This is a genomic window from Phycicoccus mangrovi (assembly GCF_018729305.1).
GTDB lineage: Bacteria > Actinomycetota > Actinomycetes > Actinomycetales > Dermatophilaceae > Phycicoccus > Phycicoccus jejuensis.
The window spans coordinates 35,160-55,373 of record NZ_JAHHWP010000026.1; the positions used below are offsets into that span (position 1 = coordinate 35,160).

The window sequence follows — 20,214 nt, forward strand, 5'->3', positions numbered from 1 at the left end:
CGGTGCGCCTCGGGGTGATGGGCGGGACGTTCGATCCCGTCCACCACGGCCACCTCGTCGCCGCCTCCGAGGTCCAGACGCTCCTCGGCCTCGACGAGGTCGTCTTCGTCCCCACCGGCCAGCCTTGGCAGAAGGACGCGCGGGAGGTCTCGCCCGCCGAGCACCGCTACCTCATGACCGTCGTGGCGACCGCGTCGAACCCCGGCTTCACCGTCTCCCGCGTCGACATCGACCGCGAGGGACCCACCTACACCGTCGACACCCTCCGTGACCTACGGGCCCAGCGCCCCGACGCCGAGCTGTTCTTCATCACCGGCGCCGACGCCCTGGCCCAGATCCTGTCGTGGAAGGACGCGGACGAGCTCTTCGAGCTCGCCCACTTCGTCGGCGTCACGCGCCCCGGGTACGTCCTCAGCGAGCTGGGGCTGCCGGGGGAGCGCGTCACCCTCCAGGAGGTGCCCGCCATGGCCATCTCCTCCACCGACTGCCGGGACCGGGTCCGGGCCGGCCAGCCGGTCTGGTACCTCGTCCCCGACGGCGTCGTCCAGTACATCAGCAAGTACCACCTCTACCGAGGAGCACCGTGACCGCGTCCGACCGTTCGCTCGAGCTCGCGAAGGCGGCCGCCACCGCGGCCTCCGACAAGCTCGCGACCACCATCTCCGGCATCGACGTCTCCGAGCAGCTCGCGCTGACCGACGTCTTCGTCATCGTCTCCGCCGAGTCCGAGCGGCAGGTCGGCTCGATCGTCGACGAGGTCGAGGACGTCCTGCGCGAGCGTGGCGTCAAGCCGATCCGCCGCGAGGGCCAGCGCGAGGGCCGCTGGGTCCTCATCGACTTCGGCGACATCGTCGTCCACGTCCAGCACGACGAGGAGCGCGAGTTCTACGAGCTCGAGCGCCTCTGGCGCGACTGCCCCGCCCTCGACCTCGGTGTCGTCGGCACCGAGCAGGGCGGCCGGTGAGCCCGGACGGGCTCGGCCCGCGCCGGCTCGTCGTGCTGCGGCACGGTGAGACGACCCACAACGCCGCCGGCATCTGGCAGGGGCAGCTCGACAGCCCCCTCTCGGAGCTCGGCGAGCAGCAGGCGGCCGCCGTGGGCCCGGCCCTCGCGCCGCTGCGTCCCTCGCGCGTCGTCACCTCCGACCTCCAGCGCGCCCGGCGCACCGGCGAGAGCGTCGCGCGCGCGTGCGGCGTCCCGCTCGTCGAGGACGCCCGCTTCCGCGAGATCCACGCCGGCGCGTGGCAGGGGCTGACCAACGCCCAGGTCACCGAGCGCTGGCCGGAGGAGCGCGCCGCCGTCCTGCGCGGCGAGGACGTCCCCCGCGGCGGCGACGGCGAGTCGATGGCCGACGTCGTCGCGCGCGTCGGCGAGGGCCTGCAGGCGCTCGTCGGCTCGATGGCGGCGGGGGAGTGCGTCGTCGTCTCGACCCACGGCGCCGCCGGCCGGGCGGCCGTCGCGTGGCTGCTCGGGCTCGAGCAGGAGCTCGCCTGGCGGGTGCTCGGCTCGCTCGGCAACTGCCACTGGGCCGAGCTCGTCGAGGGCCGCCGGGGGTGGCGGCTGCAGGCCTGGAACGCCTCCTCCGGGGCGCCGTCGCGGCCCGGGACCTCGCCCCCGTGAGGCCGATTTGGGAGTGGGGCACCGCGTCTGTAAACTTCACGACGCCCCCTCGGGGGAACACCCACTCGGGGCTGTAGCGCAGTTGGTAGCGCACCTCCATGGCATGGAGGGGGTCAGGGGTTCGAATCCCCTCAGCTCCACCGCACGACGTAGGGCCCGGCACGCTTTTCCGCCGGGCCCTTTGTCGTGCGATCGAACGGAGTGATTCGAGGAGGAGCGAGCGACGGGGTCCCCTCAGCTCCACCAGTGGAACCAGGAACGGGCCGGCGACATGCCGGCCCGTTCCTGCGTCTCCGGCCGGGTTCATCCGCCGGACGCGGAGCGTTCCCCGGAGCGGAACGCGCTTGTCTTGACACGTTCAGGAAAAGTCGGCAGGGTGGCACGCATGGCAGCCGACGTGGACCTCCCCGGGATGCTCCGCGACGCCGGCCTGCGGGTCACCCGGCCGCGGCTCGAGGTCCTCGCCGCCGTGCACGCCCACCCGCACGCCGACACCGGCACCATCCTGCGGGCCGTGCGCGAGCCGCTGCCCGCCGTGTCGCACCAGGCCGTCTACGACTCGCTTCACGCGCTGACCCAGGCCCGGCTCGTGCGCGCCTTCCAGCCCGCCGGCTCGGTCGCCCGCTACGAGGCGCGGGTCGGCGACAACCACCACCACGTCGTGTGTCGCACCTGCGGCACCGTCGCCGACGTCGACTGCGCCGTCGGCGAGGCCCCGTGCCTCACCGCCGCCGACGACCACGGCTTCGCGATCGACGAGGCCGAGGTCGTCTACTGGGGCACCTGCCCCGAGTGCGCCGCGGCCCGGCCCGCCTGACCCCCGACCACCCGACCCGCACCAGCACCACCCACCGAAACAGGAGATGGACTGACGTGACCGACCAGCAGCAGGGCGTGACCGCGCAGGGCAGCGAGAGCGAGAACCCGGCGATCGACGCGCCCACCCCCAAGAAGGGCGCCCCCCGCACCAACCAGGACTGGTGGCCCAACCTGCTCGACCTCTCGGTCCTGCACACCAACAGCCCGAAGGGCAACCCGCTCGGCGCCGACTTCGACTACGCGCAGGCCTTCGCCGGTCTCGACGTCGACGCGCTCAAGGCCGACCTCGTCCAGGTCATGCGCACCTCGCAGGACTGGTGGCCGGCCGACTACGGGCACTACGGCCCGCTCTTCATCCGGATGAGCTGGCACGCCGCCGGCACCTACCGGGTCGAGGACGGCCGCGGTGGTGGCGGGCGCGGCCAGCAGCGCTTCGCGCCGCTGAACTCCTGGCCGGACAACGCCAACCTCGACAAGGCCCGCCGCCTGCTGTGGCCGGTCAAGCAGAAGTACGGCCAGGCCGTCTCCTGGGCCGACCTGCTCGTCCTCGCCGGCAACGTCGCGCTCGAGGACATGGGCTTCGAGACCTTCGGCTTCGCCTTCGGCCGCACCGACGTCTGGGAGCCCGAGGAGGTCAACTGGGGCACCGAGGACACCTGGCTCGGCGACGAGCGCTACAGCGGCGACCGCGAGCTCTCCAACCCCCTCGGCGCGGTCCAGATGGGCCTCATCTACGTCAACCCGGAGGGCCCCAACGGCGAGCCCGACCCGGTCAAGGCGGCCCGCGACATCCGCGAGACGTTCAAGCGGATGGCGATGAACGACGAGGAGACCGTCGCGCTCATCGCCGGCGGCCACACCTTCGGCAAGACCCACGGCGCGGGCGACCCCGACCTCGTCGGTACGGAGCCCAACGGCTGCCCCGTGCACGCGATGGGCCTGGGCTGGAAGAGCGAGTACGGCTCCGGCAAGGGCATGGACGCCATCACCTCGGGCCTCGAGGTCACGTGGACCCAGAAGCCGACGGAGTGGTCGAACCTGTACTTCGACAACCTCTTCGGCTACGAGTGGGAGCTCGTCAAGAGCCCGGCCGGTGCGTGGCAGTGGGAGGCCAAGGACGCCGACAACTCGGTCCCGGACCCCGACGGCACGCCCGCGCGGCGCAAGCCGACGATGCTCACGACCGACCTGTCGCTGCGCTTCGACCCGGAGTACGAGAAGATCTCGCGGCGCTTCCACGAGAACTTCGAGGAGTTCCGCCTCGCCTTCGCCAAGGCCTGGTACAAGCTGCTCCACCGCGACATGGGTCCGGTCGACCGCTTCCTCGGCCCGTGGGTGCCCGAGGCCCAGCCGTGGCAGGACCCGGTGCCCGCCGCGACCGGCGAGGCGCTGACCGACGGTGACGTCGCCGAGCTCAAGGACGCCCTGCTCGCCTCCGGCCTCACCGTGCAGCAGCTGGTCAAGACGGCGTGGGCCTCCGCGGCCTCGTTCCGCAAGACCGACATGCGCGGCGGCGCCAACGGTGCCCGCATCGCCCTCGAGCCGGCGCGCTCGTGGGAGGTCAACGAGCCGGCCGAGCTCGCCTCGGTGCTCGAGGTCCTCGGTCGCGTCAAGAGCGACTTCGACGGCAAGGGCGGGCGCACCGTCTCGCTCGCCGACCTCATCGTGCTCGGCGGCTCCGCCGGCATCGAGAAGGCGGCGCGCGACGCGGGCCGCGAGCTCACCGTGCCGTTCACGCCGGGCCGCACCGACGCGACGCAGGAGATGACCGACGTCGAGTCGTACTCCTACCTCGAGCCGCGTGCCGACGGCTTCCGCGGCTACCTGCGCCACGAGGAGAAGATCGCGCCGGAGGGGCTGCTGCTCGACCGCGCGAACGTCCTCGGGCTCTCGGCGCCGCAGATGGTCGCGCTCGTCGGTGGCCTGCGCGCCATCGGGGCGACGTACGGCAACACCTCGGTGGGCGTGCTGACCCGGCGTCCCGGGCAGCTGACCAACGACGTCCTCGCGTCCGTCCTCGAGCCGGGTGTCACGTGGAGCACCTCGCGCGACACCGCGAACGTCTACGACAGCAGCGACGGCCGCCAGGCGACCGCGGTCGAGCTCGTGCTCGGCTCGCACCCGCAGCTGCGGGCCATCGCCGAGGTCTACGGCAGCGCCGACGGCGAGCAGCGCTTCGTCGACGACTTCGTCGGCGCGTGGGTCCAGGTCATGGAGAACGACCGCTTCGACCTGCACCGCTGACCTGCACCGCTGACCCCCCACGGGGTCCTGCACGAACGCCGCGGCCAGGTCCTCCTGCACGGAGGGCCGGGCCGCGGTCGTGCGTGGTGCGGAGGTCGGTCAGCCCGGCCAGACTCCGCTCGTGCCGCGCCGGTGGCTGCCGAGCAGGTGGGTGTCGACGATGCCGACGGCCTCCATGAGCGCGTACATCGTCGTCGGGCCGACGAAGGTGAACCCCTTGCGCTTCAGCGCCTTCGAGAGGGCGAGGGACTCCGGCGAGCTCGTGGGCACCTCGGCGGGGGTCTGCGGGCGGGGGGTGTCGGCCGGCCGGAACGACCAGACGAAGCGGGCGAGGTCGCCGTCGGGGTCGTCGCGCAGGTCGAGCGTCGCGCGCGCGTTCGTGATCGTCGCGAACACCTTGGCGCGGTTGCGGACGATGCCCGCGTCGGCCATCAGCCGGGCGACGTCGTCGTCGCCGTACCGGGCGACCGCCTCGGGGTCGAAGCCGTCGAACGCAGCCCGGAAGGCCGGCCGCTTGCGCAGGATGGTCGCCCACGACAGCCCCGACTGGAACGCCTCGAGCGAGAGGCGCTCGAAGAGCCCGCGCTCGTCGCGCACCGGCATGCCCCACTCGGTGTCGTAGTAGTGCTGCAGCAGCGGGTCGGTCGCGGCCCACACGGGGCGCGCGAGCCCGTCGTCGCCGACGACCGTGCCGGCGTCGCTCACGAGCGCCTCAGCGTGATGATCGGCACCTCCGGCGGCGCGAGCACCCGGACGGCCGGCCCCCACGCGCCGGCGCCGCGCGAGGTGATGACCCGCGTCCCGGCGACCGTCGCCTCGCCGTCGACCATCGGCTGCTGGAGCGGCACGAGGTAGCGGATCGGCCACAGCTGCCCGCCGTGGGTGTGCCCGGACAGCTGGAGGTCGACCCCGCGGCCCTCGACGGCGAACGCCTGCCGCGGCTGGTGCGCCGCGTAGAGGGTGAAGCCGGCGGCGTCGACCCCCGAGAGGGCGGCGTCGGGGTCGGGTGTGAACGGCCCGGTGCCCGAGTAGTCGTGGACGCCGGCGAGGGTGATCGACGCCCCGTCGCGCTCGAGCGTCGTGTGCTCGTTGGCGAGGACGGTCAGGCCGAGACGCCGGAACTCGTCGACCCAGTTGGCGGTGTCGCGGTACATCTCGTGGTTGCCGGTCGTCACGTACACGCCGAGCGGGGCCTCGAGGTCGGCCAGCGGGGCGATCTCCTGGCGATAGCGCGCCGCGGTGCCGTCGACGAGGTCACCGGCGATGACGACGACGTCCGGCCGCTGGGCGTTGACGAGGTCGACGACCCGGCGGGTGAACCCGGCGCTGCGGACGGCGCCGGCGTGCAGGTCGGTGAGCAGCGCCACCTTCGCCCCGTCGAGCTGGGCGGGCAGCTCGGGGGAGGCGACCTCGAAGGCCGTGGCCGAGGGGCGTGAGGCCTCCCAGGCGCCGTAGCCGGTCAGGCCGACGGCGAGGGCGGCGACGAGCGGGGCGGCGACCCGGTTGAACCGGCGCCGCGCGTCGCGCCCGTGGTCGTGGCGCCACCGCAGCAGCCAGATGGCGCCGCTGACGAGGGCCACCGGCACGAGGCCGAGGAAGAGGTAGAGACACGTCGCGAGGAACGCGGCCCCGGTCCAGGCGACCGGCCGCATCGTCGCCGCGCTCCAGGCGCCGCCCCAGACGTCGAACTGCTCCAGTACCGCCGCGACGAGGGCCGCGAGCACGAGGGCGAGGAGCCACGGGACCCAGCGCCGGCCCCAGCGTGGGGCGATGGCCAGGCGGTGCCAGACGAAGGCGAGGAAGCCTCCGAGGACGACGATCGGGACGAGCGCCGCGAGGGCGCTCATGCGCCGTCCGGGGACGCCGGGGCGGGGGCGGCGAGGGCGGCGCGGACGTCACCGGCGAGGTCGGCCGGCTCGGTGTTCGGGGCGTAGCGCTTGACGACGGTGCCGTCCCGGGCGACGAGGAACTTCGTGAAGTTCCACTTGATCCGCCCGCCGAGCAGGCCCTTCTTCTCGGACTTCAGCCACTCGAAGAGCGGGTGCGCGTCGTCACCGTTGACGTCGACCTTGCCGAACATCGGGAAGGAGACGCCGTAGTTCATCTGGCAGAACTCGCCGATCTCGTCCGCGCTGCCGGGCTCCTGCGACCCGAACTGGTTGCACGGGAAGCCGAGCACGACGAAGCCCTCGTCCTTGAGCTCCTCGTAGAGGTTCTCGAGGCCGGCGTACTGGGGGGTGAATCCGCACTTGCTCGCGGTGTTGACGACGAGCACGACGTCGCCGGCGTACGTCGACAGGGGGCGCTCCTCGCCGGTGAGCGTGGTGGCGGTGAAGTCGGAGAGGGTGGTCATGCCGTTCATCGTCGCACGCGTCCCTGACCCCGATCCGGGGTGCACGGCAACCCTCGACGTCCGGTGCGCGGTGGGCGGGCCTAGCCTGAACGGGTGCCCTCGGACCCGATGCGACCGCCCCCGCTCGACGTCGACGTGCTGGTCGTCGGCGCCGGCATCTCCGGCATCGACGCCGCGTGCCGGCTGGCGACCGAGCGGCCCGAGCTGACCTGGGCGGTGCTCGAGGCGCGCGAGGCGACCGGGGGCACGTGGGACCTCTTCCGCTACCCCGGCATCCGGTCGGACTCGGACATGTACACGCTCGGCTTCCCGTTCCGGCCGTGGCGCGGTCGCAGCTCGATCGCGCCGGCGTCCGAGATCCTCGAGTACGTACGCGCGACGGCCGACGAGTACGGCGTGACCGAGCGGACGCACCTCGGGCAGCGGGTGACGCAACTGGCGTGGTCCTCGGACGAGGAGCGGTGGACGGTCACCGCGCGCCGGGCCGACGGGGAGGTGCTCGAGCACCGCGCGCGGTTCGTGCACCTGGCGACGGGCTACTACGCGTACGACTCCGGGCACGTCGTCGAGTTCCCGGGCCAGGACTCGTTCGGTGGGGAGGTCGTGCACCCGCAGCACTGGCCCGCGGGGATGCCGGTCGAGGGCCGGCGCTTCGTCGTCATCGGCAGCGGCGCGACGGCCATCACGCTCGTGCCGGCGCTCGTCGAGCAGGGCGCGGCGCACGTGACGATGCTCCAGCGCAGCCCGAGCTATATCGCCGCGCTGCCGGGCGCGGACCGGGTGGCCGATGTCGCGCGCCGCGTGCTGCCGGCGCGGGCGGCGCACCACCTCGTGCGGGGCAAGAACGTCGCGCTGTCGACGCTCAGCTACCAGGCGCTGCGGCGGTGGCCGACGGCCGGGCGGAAGGTCCTGCGCAAGCGGTTGCAGGATCGGCTGCCCGCCGGGTACGACGTCGACACGCACTTCTCGCCGCGTTACGACCCGTGGGACCAGCGCGTGTGCGTCGCGCCCGACGGGGACCTGCTCGACGTGCTGTCGGGGGAGCGGGCCGAGGTCGTCACCTCGACCGTCGACGCGTTCGTGCCGGAGGGCGTGCGGACCGGGGACGGCCGGGTGCTGCCGGCCGACGTCGTCGTCACCGCGACCGGGCTGCGGCTGGAGCTCGCCGGGGGAGCGGAGCTGTTCGTCGACGGGGAGGCCGTCGACGTGCCGTCGCGCCACGTCTACAAGGGCTGCATGCTCTCGGACGTGCCCAATCTCTTCCTGGCCGTGGGCTACACGAACGCCAGCTGGACGCTGCGTGCCGACCTCACCGCCCGATGGATGTGTCAGCTGCTCGCGCACCTCGCGGACCGGGGGCGGACGGTCGCGGTGCCGCGGTGGGACGGCTCCGGCGGGGAGGACCGGCCGCTGCTCGACCTGACCTCGGGATACGTGCGCCGCGGGGCGCACCTACTGCCGCGGCAGGGGTCGCGCCGTCCGTGGCGGGTCGTGCAGAGCTACGTGTACGACGTCGCGACGACCCGCTGGGGGCGCCTCGACGACGGGGTGCTCGAGACGCGCTGAGATCACGTCCCGTCGTCAGGCGGCGTCCGGGGCCGGGCGGGTGCGCGGCGTCCGGCGGGGGCGGCGGGCCGGCCGCTTGATCGGGCGGTCGGCGAGCTCGCGCAGGAGCACACGCAGGTGGTGGCGCTCGTCGTCCTCGAGGGCGATGAGCGCGGCGTCCAGGAGCTTCTCGACGTCCGGCTCGACGCGGGCCACCAGCCGTCGGCCCTCGTCGGTTGCGACGGTGCGGCGGGTGCGGAAGTCGCGCCATCCCGGCTCGCGACGCACGAGGCCGTGGGCGGTGAAGGTGGTGAGGAGGCGGCTGACGGCGGCCTCGGAGCGCCCGAGGTACTCGGCGAGGTTGACCCCGTCCGAGGGTTTGGCGACCACCCGGCGGAGGGCGTCGAAGCCCTCGGGGGTGAGGACCGGGGAGATCTCCTCGAGGAGCCGGGCGAGGTCGCGGTCGAGCTGGGCGCTCGCCTGGCGCAGCAGGGCCGGGAGGTGGAGCGCGTCCTCGGCGTCCGGGCGCTCCCAGCGTCGGGGGCCGTCGGCCCGGACGCCGTGGCGCAGCGCGAGGTGCTCGTGCAGGCGCAGCCAGGGGGCGTGCTCGGCGGTGTCCTCGGGCGGGATGCCCCGGCGCGTCGTCCACGACAGGCGGCCCCGGGCAGCACCCGGGGCGGGCGTCGGTGGCCCGGGTTCTGCGACGTCGAGTGCGGGCGGTGATGTCGTGGGCGGCTCGCTCGTCGGAGGCGGTCCTGCGGGTTGCCCGCCCGCGTCGGCCTCGTTCGCGCCGGCCTCGCTGGCGTCGGCCTTGCTGGCGCCGGCCTCGCTGGCGTCGGCCTTGCTGGCGTCGGCCTCGGTCGCGCCGACCTCGGTCGGACCTGGCTCGTCCATCGGTCTCCTCCGTTCCGTGGGGACGACTCCGATCCTGCCCGCCCGGCCCCGGTCGCCGCGGACGTCATCCACAGGCCCCGCGATCCTGAGAGCGACCGGTCGACAGGTGCTCTCCCAGCCTCCTGCCACCGCGGAAGGTTTACCTTGCCGCCGCAACCACGTGCTTCCTCCCGCAACCACATCCCCCCGCAGCGGAAGGGAAACCTTGGCGGGTGCAGGGAAACCTTGCCGGGGGGAAGGGAGACCTTCCGCGGCGCAACCACACGCTTGTGGGTGGAAGGGAAACCTTGCGGGGTGGAAGGAAAACCTTCCGGAGAGGCAGGAGGCTGGGACAGCACCTGTCGACCGGCGGCTCTCAGGATCGGCGACCGGCCGGTCCGGGGTTCCGCTGCCCGCCGGCCCGCCCCTCCGCTGGCAGGATGCGGCCGTGCTCGCCGTCGCCGCCGTCCTCACCGCCGTCGTCGCGCTCGCCGACTGGTGGGCGGTCGCGACGCGGCGCCACGACCTCGAGCGGTGGGCCAAGCCGGCGGTGATGGTCGGCCTCGTGGCCGTCGCGCTCGCGGGCGGCGCCCTCGACCACCCCGCCGGCCCGGCCCTGCTCGTCGCGCTCGTCCTCGGCGGGGTCGGCGACGTGCTCCTCCTCGGCGACTCCGAGCCACGCTTCGTCGCGGGCCTCGCGGCCTTCCTCGTCGGCCACCTCGCGTACGTCCTCGCCTTCGTCCGCGACGGCCTCGACCACCCCGCGCTCGCCGCGGCCGGCGCCGCCACCGTCGCCGTCGCGCTCGTGGCCGGCCGCCGCATCCTCCCCGCCGCGACGCGCGACGGGGGAGCGGGGCTCGGCGCCGCGGTCGGCGTCTACATGGCGGTCATCGCGGCGATGGCGGTGACGGGATGGGCCACTGGCAGCCCGCTCGTCGCCGCGGGCGTCACGCTCTTCGTCGTCAGCGACACCCTGCTCGCGCTCGACCGGTTCGTCACCCCTCGCCCCGGGGCGCGCCTCGCCGTCATCGTCACCTACCACCTGGCGCAGGCGCTCATCGTGGCCGGGATCCTCGTTTAGGAATACCCTCGGGGGGTATCACGTTGTCGCGACCATGAGCACCCACGCGCACGCCCACCACGGCCCGACCACCTGGGGCGACGCGGCCTCCGCGACGCTGCACTGCCTCACGGGCTGCGCCATCGGCGAGGTCGCCGGGATGGTCATCGGCACCGCCTTCGGCCTCGGCACCGGCGCGGTCGTGATCCTCTCCGTCGTCCTCGCGTTCGCCACCGGCTACGCCCTGACCGTCCGCTCGGTCCGCGCCGCCGGTCTCGCGCTCGGCGCCGCCCTCGGCGTGGCCTTCGCCGCCGACACCGTCTCCATCCTCGTCATGGAGGTCATCGACAACGGCGCGATGGTCCTCGTCCCCGGCGCGATGGACGCCGGCCTCGGCACCGTCCTGTTCTGGGTCTCGCTCGCCGGGTCGCTCGCGCTGGCCTTCGTCGTCACGGTCCCGGTCAACCGCTGGCTGATGAGCCGCGGCCGCGGCCACGCCGTCGTCCACGCGATGCACTGACCCGGGCGTCCCGGCAGCCGCCCACCGCCCTGCGGTACCCTGAGCGCGTGCCGAGGCTCCTGCTCCTTCCGTAGCCGCGCGGCCCACCCGGCCCGCGCGGCGACCCCTCCTGTGCGAGGGGTTTTTTCATGGCCGCAGGACACGACGACGACGAGGACGAGATGAGCGACACCCCGCACCGCTACACCGCCGAGCTGGCCGGCCGCATCGAGGTCGCCTGGCAGGACCGCTGGGCCGAGCGTGGCACCTTCCACGCGCCCAACCCGGCCGGCCCGTGGGCCGAGCCGGACGCCGTCGCCGGCTACGAGGGCGGCCACCTCCTCGTCCTCGACATGTTCCCCTACCCGAGCGGCGCCGGCCTGCACGTCGGCCACCCGCTGGGCTACATCGCCACCGACGTCTTCGCGCGCTACAACCGGATGCTCGGGAAGAACGTCCTGCACTGCCTCGGCTACGACGCCTTCGGCCTGCCCGCCGAGCAGTACGCGGTCCAGACGGGGCAGCACCCCCGCAAGACCACCGAGGAGAACATCGTCATCATGGCGCGCCAGCTGCGCCGCCTCGGCCTCGGGCACGACGACCGCCGCGCGATCCGGACGATCGACCCGGACTACTACCGCTGGACGCAGTGGATCTTCCTGCAGATCTTCAACTCCTGGTACGACCACGACGCCCCCCGCGAGGACGGCGGCACCGGCCGCGCCCGCCCCATCGACGAGCTCGTCGCCGAGTACCGCGACGGCACCCGCCCGCTGCCCGCCGACGACGGCCGCGGCTGGGACGACCTCTCGCACACCGAGCGCGCCGAGCTGCTCGACGCCCAGCGCCTCGTGCAGTCGGTCGAGGCCACCGTCAACTGGTGCCCCGGACTCGGCACGGTGCTGGCCAACGAAGAGGTCACGAACGAGGGCCGCTCCGACCGTGGCAACTACCCGGTCTTCAAGCGCCAGCTGCGCCAGTGGGTCATGCGTATCACCGAGTACGCCGACCGGCTCGCGGACGACCTCGATGGCGTCGAGTGGCCCGAGAAGGTCAAGACGATGCAGCGCAACTGGATCGGCCGCAGCCAGGGCGCCCACGTGACCTTCCCGGTCGAGACCGCCCCGGACGCGCAGGGAATCGAGGTGTTCACGACCCGACCCGACACCCTCTTCGGCGCGACCTTCATGGTGCTCGCCCCCGAGCACCCCCTCGTCGACACCCTCGTCCCGGCCGACGGCTGGCCCGAGGACACCCGCGACGCCTGGACCGGCGGGCACGCCACCCCCGCCGAGGCGGTCGCCGCCTACCGCGCCGAGGCCGGTGCGAAGACCGACCTCGAGCGCCAGGCCGAGGGCAAGACCAAGACCGGTGTCTTCACCGGCGGGTACGCCATCAACCCGGTCAACGGCGCCAGCGTGCCGGTCTTCGTCGCGGACTACGTCCTCATGGGCTACGGCACCGGCGCGATCATGGCCGTGCCCGCGCAGGACGAGCGCGACTGGGACTTCGCGACCACCTACGAGCTGCCCATCGTCCGGACGGTGCAGCCGCCGGTGGACCACGACGAGTCGACCGCGTACACCGGCGACGGCCCGGCGACGAACTCCGCCAACGACGAGATCAGCCTCGACGGCCTCGGCGTGGCCGACGCCAAGGAGCGGATGACGGCCTGGCTGGAGGAGAAGGGGTACGGCCGCGGCGCGGTCACCTACAAGCTGCGCGACTGGCTCTTCGCGCGCCAGCGCTACTGGGGCGAGCCGTTCCCCGTGCTCTTCGACGAGGACGGCATCGCGTACGGCGTGCCCGCGGACCAGCTGCCCGTCGAGCTGCCGGACGTGCCGGACTACTCGCCGAAGGTCTACGACCCGGACGACGCCGACAGCGAGCCCGAGCCGCCGCTGGCGCGCGACACGGAGTGGGTCGAGGTCGAGCTCGACCTCGGCGACGGCCGCGGCACCCGACGCTTCCGCCGCGACACGAACGTCATGCCGCAGTGGGCCGGATCGTGCTGGTACTACCTGCGCTACCTCGACCCGGCCAACGGCGACGCGCTCGTCGACCCCGCCAACGAGGACTACTGGATGGGCCCGCGCGACACCCCGGTCGCGGGCGCCCCGGCCGGCACGCGTGACCCCGGCGGCGTCGACCTCTACGTCGGCGGCGTCGAGCACGCGGTGCTGCACCTGCTCTACGCCCGCTTCTGGCACAAGGTCCTCCACGACCTCGGCCACCTGCGCTCGAGCGAGCCGTTCCGCACGTACTTCGCGCAGGGCTACATCCAGGCGCCGGCGTACCGCGACGCGCGCGACCAGCCGGTCGAGGCCAAGGAGGTCGTCGAGGGCCCCGACGGCACCTTCACCTGGAACGGCGAGCCGGTCACCCGCGAGTTCGGGAAGATCGGCAAGTCGCTGAAGAACATGGTCAGCCCGGACGAGATGTACGAGATGTACGGCGCCGACACCTTCCGGCTCTACGAGATGGGTCTCGGCCCGCTCGAGCAGAGCAAGCCGTGGGACACCCGGGCCGTCGTCGGCAGCCAGCGCTTCCTCCAGCGGCTGTGGCGCAACGTCGTCGACGAGGAGACCGGAGAGGTCGTCGTCACCGACGCCGCGCCGGACGACGCGACCAACCGCGTCCTGCACCGGACCATCGACGCCGTCCGCACCGACTACGCGGCGCTCGGCTTCAACACGGCCATCGCGCGGCTGACCGAGCTCAACAACGCGCTGACCAAGCTCGAGGGCGGTGTGCCGCGCGCGGCCGCCGAGGCCCTCGTGCTCATGGTCGCCCCGATGGCCCCGCACCTTGCCGAGGAGCTGTGGATGCGGCTGGGGCACACCGAGTCCCTGACGCACGAGCCGTTCCCGGTCGCCGACCCGGCGCTGCTGGTGGACGACACGGTGACCTGCGTCGTCCAGGTGCGCGGCAAGGTCAAGGACCGCCTCGAGGTGCCGAGCGACATCACCGAGGACGCCCTGCGCGAGCTCGCCCTCGCGAGCCCCAAGGTGCAGGCGAGCCTCGAGAACGGGGTGCGCACGGTCATCGTCCGCGCCCCGAAGCTCGTCAACGTCGTCCCCGCCTGACCACGGTCGGCGGGGGACCGCCCCGGCGCTGCGGATTCCGTGGCGCCGCAGCGGTCCCTCGACGGATCGAAACATGATCGTCACGTGCAACCGTTGCGAACCGACGTCGGGTCCGGTTGAATCGCCGGAACCCGCGCGAGGAGCGACGACACGTGACGACACCGGCGACCACCGCAGCACCCCCCGCCTCCGCGGACGCGCACGACGCCGTCGTGCTGACCCGCGTCAGCAAGCTCTACGGTGACGTCGCCGCGGTCGACGACCTGACGCTCACGGTGCGCCGCGGCGAGTTCCTCTCGCTGCTCGGGCCGTCGGGCTGCGGCAAGACGACGACGCTGCGGATGATCGCCGGCTTCGAGCACCCCGACACCGGTGACATCCTCGTCGACGGGCGCAGCGTGCTCGGTGTGCCCCCGCACCGCCGGCAGGTCAACACCGTCTTCCAGGCCTACGCGCTCTTCCCGCACATGTCCGTCGCCGAGAACGTCGCCTACGGCCTCGAGCAGAAGCGCACCCCCAAGGCGGAGATCCGCGGCCAGGTCGCCGAGGCCCTCGACATGGTGCAGATGCGCGGCTACGCCAACCGCCGACCGACGCAGCTCTCCGGCGGGCAGCAACAGCGCGTCGCGCTCGCCCGGGCGCTGGTCAACCGGCCGAGCGTCCTCCTTCTCGACGAGCCGCTCGGCGCCCTCGACCGCCAGCTGCGCGAGGAGATGCAGGTCGAGCTCAAGCTGCTCCAGTCGCGCCTCGGCATCAGCTTCGTCTTCGTCACGCACGACCAGGGCGAGGCGCTGTCGATGAGCGACCGCATCGCCATCATGCGCGAGGGGCGCGTCGAGCAGCTCGGTGACGCCGACGCCATCTACTCGACGCCCGTCTCGGCGTACGTCGCGGGCTTCGTCGGCCAGCAGAACTTCCTCGACGGACGGGTCGCCGACGCCGGCGCGGTCGAGACCGACCTCGGCCCGGTCCGCTCGACCCGGGGCGCACCGGTGCGGCCGGGGGAGCGCGTGCGCGTGGCCGTCCGCCCCGAGCTCGTCCGGCTCTCGAGCAGCGAGCCGGACGGCACGAGCGAGAACCGGGTGCGCGGCACCGTGATCGGCGTCGCGCACCAGGGTGAGACCCGGCAGTTCCTCGTCGACGCCGGGCGCGGGCACACCCTGCTCGTGCGCGTGCCGACCCCCGCGGCCCCCCGTCTCGGCGTCGGCGACCCCGCGTGGTGTCGCTGGGAGACCGACGACGTCCACCTGTTCCCGCACGACGGCGAGCACTCGGCGCCGCCCCCGACCTCCGTGCCCGACGGGCACGCCGGCTGAGCCCGACCACGAGGAGACCCCCGATGAGCCGTCCCGAGCAGCAGCCCCTGCGCATCCTCGCCCACACCTCCGCCGTGCCGCGCATCCGGCGCGAGCTGACCCGCCGCGGGCTGCTCGGCCTCGCCGCCGCCGGGGGAGCCGGCCTGCTCTCCGCGTGCGGCGGGGGAGGGGGCGGCACCGGCGGCGGGGGCAACGCCACGTCCGTGCCCACCGCGGCGCCGCCGAGCCAGGTCGCGACCGGCGGCGCGCTCGAGGGCTCGATCTCGATGTACTCGTGGGGCGACTACGACGCCCCCGAGGTGCTCGAGGCGTTCACCAAGGACAAGGGCCCGACGATCACCACGGACTCGTTCGGATCCAACGAGGAGCTGATCTCGAAGCTCGTCGCGGGCAAGGGCACCGGCGGCTACGACATCGTCGTGCCGACCGGCGCGTTCATCCCGCAGATGGTGCAGAACGGGCTCCTCGCGCCGATCAACAAGGAGCTCGTGCCCAACCTGCAGCACATGGACCCGCAGTTCCTCGGCCAGGCGTGGGACCCCGCCAACAACTACTCGATCTGCAAGGCGTGGGGGACCACCGGGTTCGTCTACGACCGCACGAAGATCACCCGCGAGCTGAAGACCTGGACCGACTTCGCCGACTGCGCGACCAAGGAGGCGAGCGGCAAGGTCTCGCTGCTCGACGACCCGGCCGAGATCACCGGGATCTACTACTGGGCCAACGGGATCGACTGGAACACCACCGACTCCGCGCAGATCGACGCCGCCGAGAAGTTCGTCGTCGAGACCCTTGCCCCGCACGTCGCGGCCTTCGACTCCTACCCCGGCGGCCAGGCCATCCCGCAGGGCACGCAGTGGCTCATGCAGTGCTGGAACGGCGACGCGCGGATCGGCATCCAGAACAGCAAGGACCCCGAGAAGTGGCAGTGGGTGCTCGGCTCGCCGACGACCGAGCTGTGGATGGACAACTGGGCGATCGCCGCCGGCGCCCCGCACCCCGAGGCGGCGCACGCGTTCATCGACTACGTGCTGACCCCCGAGAACCAGCTGAAGAACGTCGACTACATCGGGTACCACACGGGCGCGAAGGACATCGAGGAGAGCGCGAAGAAGGCCGGGTTCGAGATGCTCGACATGGTCTTCTTCACCCCCGAGCAGATCGCGACGATGAAGACCGGTGAGGTCAACGACGCCCAGCAGCGGACGGTCGACATCTGGAACAAGGCCAAGGCGGCGGCCGGTGCCTGACGGCGCCCTCGCCGCGCCGCCGCCGACCCCGACGACCCGGCGGCTGCGCGCCCCGCGGTTCGCCCTCGCGCTGCCGGCCGGCCTGTGGCTCGTGCTGTTCTTCGTCGTGCCGATCGGCACCGTCGTGTGGTTCAGCTTCGGCTACAAGCCCGGCCTGTTCGGCACCCACGCGAACGACGTCCTCTCGCTGGACCGCTACCGGGAAGCGTTGTCGCCCACCTTCTTCGCGACGTTCCAGAACACGCTGTGGGTGGGCGTCGCCGGCACCCTGCTCTGCCTCGTCATCGGGATGCCGGCCGCTTACTGGATGGCGGTCAAGGCGCCGCCGCAGCGCCGGGGCCTGCTTATCGCGCTCGTCATGGTCCCGTACTGGACCAACTTCCTCGTCCGCACCATCGGCTGGCAGGTCATCCTCGCCCCGCAGGGCTGGCTCTCGGAGCTGCTGCAGACCCTGCACCTGACGGGCGGCCCGCTCGACGTCCTCTACACACGCACCGCCGTGCTCATCGGCGTCGTCTACAACTACCTCCCGCTGATGATCCTGCCGCTGTTCGTCGCGTTCGACCGGGTCGGCGGGTCGCTGCGCGAGGCGAGCAAGGACCTCGGCGCGAACCGCTGGCGCACCTTCACCCGGGTCACGCTGCCACTGGCGCGCCCCGGCATCGTCGCCGGGACCGTCCTCGTCTTCATCCCGCTCATGGGCGACTACGTGACGGCGACCGTGCTCGGCGGCGCGAAGGGCAACATGGTCGGCCAGCTCGTGGCCAGCCAGTTCCAGACCGCGCAGAACTGGGCGCTCGGGTCGGCGATGGCCGTCGTGCTCGTCGTCGTCATCACCCTGACGGTCGCCGTCATCGCGGGGCTCGTGTGGCTCGTCGGGCTGCCGCTGCGCGCCCGCCACCGGCTCGTCCTCGAGGAGGTCGCGTGAGCACCGAGGTCCGCGAGGTCCGCCCCGACGGCCCGCCGCCCCCCGCGCCCCGACCGCGCTCGTGGACCGACCGCGCCCTCACCGTCGTCGGCGTCCTCGTCCTGCTCTTCCTCTTCGCGCCGATCGTCGTGGTCGTCGTCTACTCGTTCAACGAGGGCCGGCTCCTCATCGCCTGGGACCACTTCGGGTTCGGCTCCTTCCGGGCCCTCGTCGACCGGCCGGCCGTCCGCGGCGCCGTCGTCGTGTCGCTCCAGGTGGCCGTGCTGTCCTCGCTGCTGGCGACGCTGCTCGGGACGATGGCCGGGGTGGCCCTCGCGCGCCGGCCCGGGCGGTGGACGTGGTGGTTCATCGGCCTGCTCCTGCTCGTCTCGGTGACGCCCGAGATCGTCGACGCCGTCTCGCTCCTGCCGTGGCTGGTCTACCTCGGGTCGGACGCCGGGCTCACGGTGTTCAACGGCGGCATCGTCCGGCTCGTCGTCGGCCACTCGCTCTTCTCGACCGCGGTCGTCGCGTACATCGTCCGCGCCCGGCTCGTCGGGCTGGACGAGTCGCTCGAGGAGGCCTCGGGCGACCTCTACGCGCCGCCGGGCCGCACCTTCCGGCGGGTCACCGTCCCGCTCGCGATGCCGGCCGTCCTCGCGGGCTACCTGCTGTCGTTCACGCTCAGCCTGGACAACACGATCGTCTCGGCGTTCGTCCAGGTCTCCGGCACGACGCCGTGGCCGGTCTACGTCCTCTCGGCGCTGCGCTCCGGCCTGCGCCCCGAGATCGCCGCCGTCTCGACGGTGATGCTCGTCCTCACCCTGCTCGCCCTCGGTCTCGTCGCGTGGGTGCTCCGGCGCTCGGGCGACTCGGCCACCGACATCGCACGCACCATGGGAGGTGGATGACCGTGGTCGACATGGTCTTCTCCGGCGGACCGGTCTTCACGTCGCGGGCGGTGCGCTCGCGCCCGACCGCCGTCGCCGTCGACGACGGGCGCGTGGTCGCCGTCGGCCACGAGGAGGTGCTCGACCTCGCGACGTCGAGGACCGAGCACGTCGACCTGCGCGGCCGGATGCTCCTGCCCGGCTTCCAGGACGCGCACGTGCACCCGGTGTGGGCCGGCGTCGACATGCTGCGCTGCGACCTCACCGAGCTCTCGAGCGCCGACGCCTACCTCGAGCGGATCGCCCGCTACGTGCGCGAGCACCCCGACGAGGAGTGGGTGCTGGGCGCCGGCTGGTCGATGGCCGCCTTCCCCGGCGGCACCCCGACCGCGGCGGCCATCGACGCCGTCGTGGGGGACCGGCCGGCCTTCCTGCCCAACCGCGACGGGCACGGTGCGTGGGTGTCGTCGGCGGCGCTGCGGCGGGCCGGCATCGACCGCGACACCCCCGACCCGCGCGACGGGCGCATCGAGCGCGACGCCGACGGCCACCCGACCGGCACGCTGCACGAGGGGGCGATGGCCCTCGTCGGCGGCATCGCCCCGGAGACGACCGACGACGAGCGGCTCGAGGGGCTGCTGCGCGCCCAGGCGCACCTGCACGCGCTCGGCGTGACGGCCTGGCAGGACGCGATCATCGGCGACTACGGAGACGGCGGGAACCCGGCGCGGGCGTACCGGGCGGCCGACGAGTCCGGGCGGCTGACCGGCCGCGTCGTCGGGGCGCTCTGGTGGGACCGCAACACCGGGCTGGAGCAGGTGCCCGACATCATCGAACGGCGGGGCGCCCTGTCCACGAACCGGTTCCGCGCGACGAGCGTCAAGATCATGCAAGACGGCGTGCCCGAGAACTTCACCGCCGCGATGCTCGACCCGTACTGCGACGGCCACGGCCGGTACACCGACAACTCGGGCATCTCGTTCGTGCCCGTCGAGACGTTGATGCCCGCCGCGGTGCAGCTCGACGCCGCCGGCTTCCAGCTGCACTTCCACGCGATCGGCGACCGCGCCGTCCGCGAGTGCCTCGACGCCGTCGAGGGGGCGATCGCCGCCAACGGACGCCGGGACGCGCGCCACCACATCGCCCACGTCCAGGTCATCCACCCCGACGACGTCCAACGCTTCCGGGAGCTCGGGGTCGTCGCCAACCTTCAGGCCTTCTGGGCCGCGCTCGAGGCGCAGATGGTCGAGCTGACCATCCCCTTCCTCGGCGAGCCGCGCACCTCGTGGCAGTACCCGTTCGGCGACCTGCACCGCTCCGGCGCGACGCTCGCGATGGGCTCCGACTGGGCCGTCTCGACCGCCGACCCGCTCGCCGCGATCCACGTCGCGGTGACCCGGCAGATCCCCGAGGCGCACCGCGAGGGCGAGCCGGAGCACCCGGTGTTCCTGCCCGAGCAGCGGCTCGACCTCGCGACCGCGCTCACCGCGTACACCGCCGGCTCGGCGTTCGTGAACCGGCACGAGGGGACCGGCAGCATCCGGGAGGGTGCGCTCGCCGACCTCGTCGTCCTCGACCGCGACCCGTTCGCCGGGCCGCCCGAGGAGATCGGGGCGACGCGGGTGCTGCAGACCTTCGTCGACGGCCGGCGCGTGCACGCCGCGGACGACGCCTGAGACCTCCGGGGGCGGCGGGCCGTCCCACGTCGTGGACCCGGGATGACGCGCCGCGGACGCGTTCGTCACACTCGTC

General features: G+C 73.1%; 18 protein-coding genes and 1 tRNA gene. 15 read left to right on the forward strand and 4 right to left on the reverse strand.

Annotated features, from left to right (window positions below):
- The first annotated feature begins 2 nt into the window (after window positions 1-2).
- The 6 genes from nadD (at window position 3) to katG (ending at window position 4,683) form a co-directional block, all read left to right on the forward strand.
- Window positions 3-587, forward strand: a complete 585-nt coding sequence (gene nadD / locus KMZ30_RS20075) for a nicotinate-nucleotide adenylyltransferase (protein WP_256437909.1) — start codon at window positions 3-5, stop codon at window positions 585-587.
- Entirely contained in the window at window positions 584-964 is a 381-nt protein-coding gene (rsfS, locus tag KMZ30_RS20080; RefSeq protein WP_030528069.1) for a ribosome silencing factor, read from the forward strand. Before nadD ends, rsfS begins: the two co-directional genes overlap by 4 nt.
- The gene (locus tag KMZ30_RS20085) at window positions 961-1,620 is read left to right on the forward strand and encodes a histidine phosphatase family protein (RefSeq protein WP_215511320.1); all 660 of its coding nucleotides are present in this window, start codon (window positions 961-963) and stop codon (window positions 1,618-1,620) included. The genes rsfS and KMZ30_RS20085 overlap by 4 nt, the downstream gene beginning before the upstream one ends.
- A gap of 67 nt (window positions 1,621-1,687) precedes the next feature.
- Window positions 1,688-1,760: transfer RNA gene (locus tag KMZ30_RS20090), tRNA-Ala, on the forward strand.
- 245 nt (window positions 1,761-2,005) lie between these two features.
- A complete protein-coding gene (locus KMZ30_RS20095; RefSeq protein ID WP_215511321.1) occupies window positions 2,006-2,437 on the forward strand; it encodes a Fur family transcriptional regulator in 432 nt (143 codons plus the stop codon).
- A gap of 56 nt (window positions 2,438-2,493) precedes the next feature.
- On the forward strand, window positions 2,494-4,683 hold the full coding sequence (gene katG, locus KMZ30_RS20100; protein ID WP_215511322.1) for a catalase/peroxidase HPI: 2,190 nt from the start codon (window positions 2,494-2,496) through the stop codon (window positions 4,681-4,683).
- A 99-nt stretch (window positions 4,684-4,782) separates the two neighbouring features.
- Here the strand turns inward: katG and KMZ30_RS20105 are convergent, their stop codons facing one another.
- From KMZ30_RS20105 to KMZ30_RS20115, 3 genes are read right to left on the reverse strand one after another with little or no spacing between them, the layout of a single operon-like run.
- Window positions 4,783-5,388, reverse strand: coding sequence for a DNA-3-methyladenine glycosylase I (locus tag KMZ30_RS20105; RefSeq protein WP_215511323.1), 606 nt, complete (start codon window positions 5,386-5,388; stop codon window positions 4,783-4,785).
- Complete coding sequence (locus KMZ30_RS20110; protein ID WP_215511324.1) at window positions 5,385-6,530, reverse strand: metallophosphoesterase; 1,146 nt, start codon at window positions 6,528-6,530, stop codon at window positions 5,385-5,387. The genes KMZ30_RS20105 and KMZ30_RS20110 overlap by 4 nt, the downstream gene beginning before the upstream one ends.
- Window positions 6,527-7,036 (reverse strand): glutathione peroxidase, encoded by a 510-nt coding sequence (locus KMZ30_RS20115; RefSeq protein WP_215511325.1) that lies wholly within the window; start codon window positions 7,034-7,036, stop codon window positions 6,527-6,529. Before KMZ30_RS20115 ends, KMZ30_RS20110 begins: the two co-directional genes overlap by 4 nt.
- Before the next feature lie 93 nt (window positions 7,037-7,129).
- Between KMZ30_RS20115 and KMZ30_RS20120 the strand changes: the two genes are divergently transcribed.
- The gene (locus tag KMZ30_RS20120) at window positions 7,130-8,602 is read left to right on the forward strand and encodes a flavin-containing monooxygenase (RefSeq protein ID WP_308279536.1); all 1,473 of its coding nucleotides are present in this window, start codon (window positions 7,130-7,132) and stop codon (window positions 8,600-8,602) included.
- Between the two features lie 15 nt (window positions 8,603-8,617).
- Here the strand turns inward: KMZ30_RS20120 and KMZ30_RS20125 are convergent, their stop codons facing one another.
- Window positions 8,618-9,475 (reverse strand): MarR family winged helix-turn-helix transcriptional regulator, encoded by an 858-nt coding sequence (locus KMZ30_RS20125; protein WP_215511326.1) that lies wholly within the window; start codon window positions 9,473-9,475, stop codon window positions 8,618-8,620.
- A 427-nt stretch (window positions 9,476-9,902) separates the two neighbouring features.
- Between KMZ30_RS20125 and KMZ30_RS20130 the strand changes: the two genes are divergently transcribed.
- The 8 genes from KMZ30_RS20130 to KMZ30_RS20165 all read left to right on the forward strand — a co-directional run bounded on the left by KMZ30_RS20130 (window position 9,903) and on the right by KMZ30_RS20165 (window position 20,138).
- Complete coding sequence (locus tag KMZ30_RS20130; RefSeq protein ID WP_215511327.1) at window positions 9,903-10,535, forward strand: lysoplasmalogenase; 633 nt, start codon at window positions 9,903-9,905, stop codon at window positions 10,533-10,535.
- 34 nt (window positions 10,536-10,569) lie between these two features.
- Window positions 10,570-11,034 (forward strand): DUF4396 domain-containing protein, encoded by a 465-nt coding sequence (locus KMZ30_RS20135; protein ID WP_215511328.1) that lies wholly within the window; start codon window positions 10,570-10,572, stop codon window positions 11,032-11,034.
- A 161-nt stretch (window positions 11,035-11,195) separates the two neighbouring features.
- Window positions 11,196-14,099 (forward strand): leucine--tRNA ligase, encoded by a 2,904-nt coding sequence (gene leuS / locus KMZ30_RS20140; protein WP_215511428.1) that lies wholly within the window; start codon window positions 11,196-11,198, stop codon window positions 14,097-14,099.
- Window positions 14,100-14,251: 152 nt separating this feature from the next.
- Window positions 14,252-15,415, forward strand: a complete 1,164-nt coding sequence (locus KMZ30_RS20145) for an ABC transporter ATP-binding protein (protein WP_215511329.1) — start codon at window positions 14,252-14,254, stop codon at window positions 15,413-15,415.
- 23 nt (window positions 15,416-15,438) lie between these two features.
- Complete coding sequence (locus KMZ30_RS20150; protein ID WP_215511330.1) at window positions 15,439-16,665, forward strand: polyamine ABC transporter substrate-binding protein; 1,227 nt, start codon at window positions 15,439-15,441, stop codon at window positions 16,663-16,665.
- The gene (locus KMZ30_RS20155) at window positions 16,658-17,593 is read left to right on the forward strand and encodes an ABC transporter permease (RefSeq protein ID WP_308279537.1); all 936 of its coding nucleotides are present in this window, start codon (window positions 16,658-16,660) and stop codon (window positions 17,591-17,593) included. The genes KMZ30_RS20150 and KMZ30_RS20155 overlap by 8 nt, the downstream gene beginning before the upstream one ends.
- On the forward strand, window positions 17,590-18,483 hold the full coding sequence (locus KMZ30_RS20160; protein WP_215511331.1) for an ABC transporter permease: 894 nt from the start codon (window positions 17,590-17,592) through the stop codon (window positions 18,481-18,483). Before KMZ30_RS20155 ends, KMZ30_RS20160 begins: the two co-directional genes overlap by 4 nt.
- Window positions 18,480-20,138, forward strand: a complete 1,659-nt coding sequence (locus KMZ30_RS20165; protein ID WP_215511332.1) for an amidohydrolase — start codon at window positions 18,480-18,482, stop codon at window positions 20,136-20,138. The genes KMZ30_RS20160 and KMZ30_RS20165 overlap by 4 nt, the downstream gene beginning before the upstream one ends.
- Window positions 20,139-20,214: the final 76 nt, after the last annotated feature.

Coding starts and splice junctions, on each gene's coding strand:
- KMZ30_RS20165 (WP_215511332.1), top strand. CDS start 18,480: ATGACCGTGGTCGACATGGTCTTCTCCGGCGGACCGGTCTTCACGTCG.
- KMZ30_RS20125 (WP_215511326.1), bottom strand. CDS start 9,475: ATGGACGAGCCAGGTCCGACCGAGGTCGGCGCGACCGAGGCCGACGCC.
- KMZ30_RS20110 (WP_215511324.1), bottom strand. CDS start 6,530: ATGAGCGCCCTCGCGGCGCTCGTCCCGATCGTCGTCCTCGGAGGCTTC.
- KMZ30_RS20115 (WP_215511325.1), bottom strand. CDS start 7,036: ATGACCACCCTCTCCGACTTCACCGCCACCACGCTCACCGGCGAGGAG.
- KMZ30_RS20135 (WP_215511328.1), top strand. CDS start 10,570: ATGAGCACCCACGCGCACGCCCACCACGGCCCGACCACCTGGGGCGAC.
- leuS (WP_215511428.1), top strand. CDS start 11,196: ATGAGCGACACCCCGCACCGCTACACCGCCGAGCTGGCCGGCCGCATC.
- KMZ30_RS20095 (WP_215511321.1), top strand. CDS start 2,006: ATGGCAGCCGACGTGGACCTCCCCGGGATGCTCCGCGACGCCGGCCTG.
- KMZ30_RS20150 (WP_215511330.1), top strand. CDS start 15,439: ATGAGCCGTCCCGAGCAGCAGCCCCTGCGCATCCTCGCCCACACCTCC.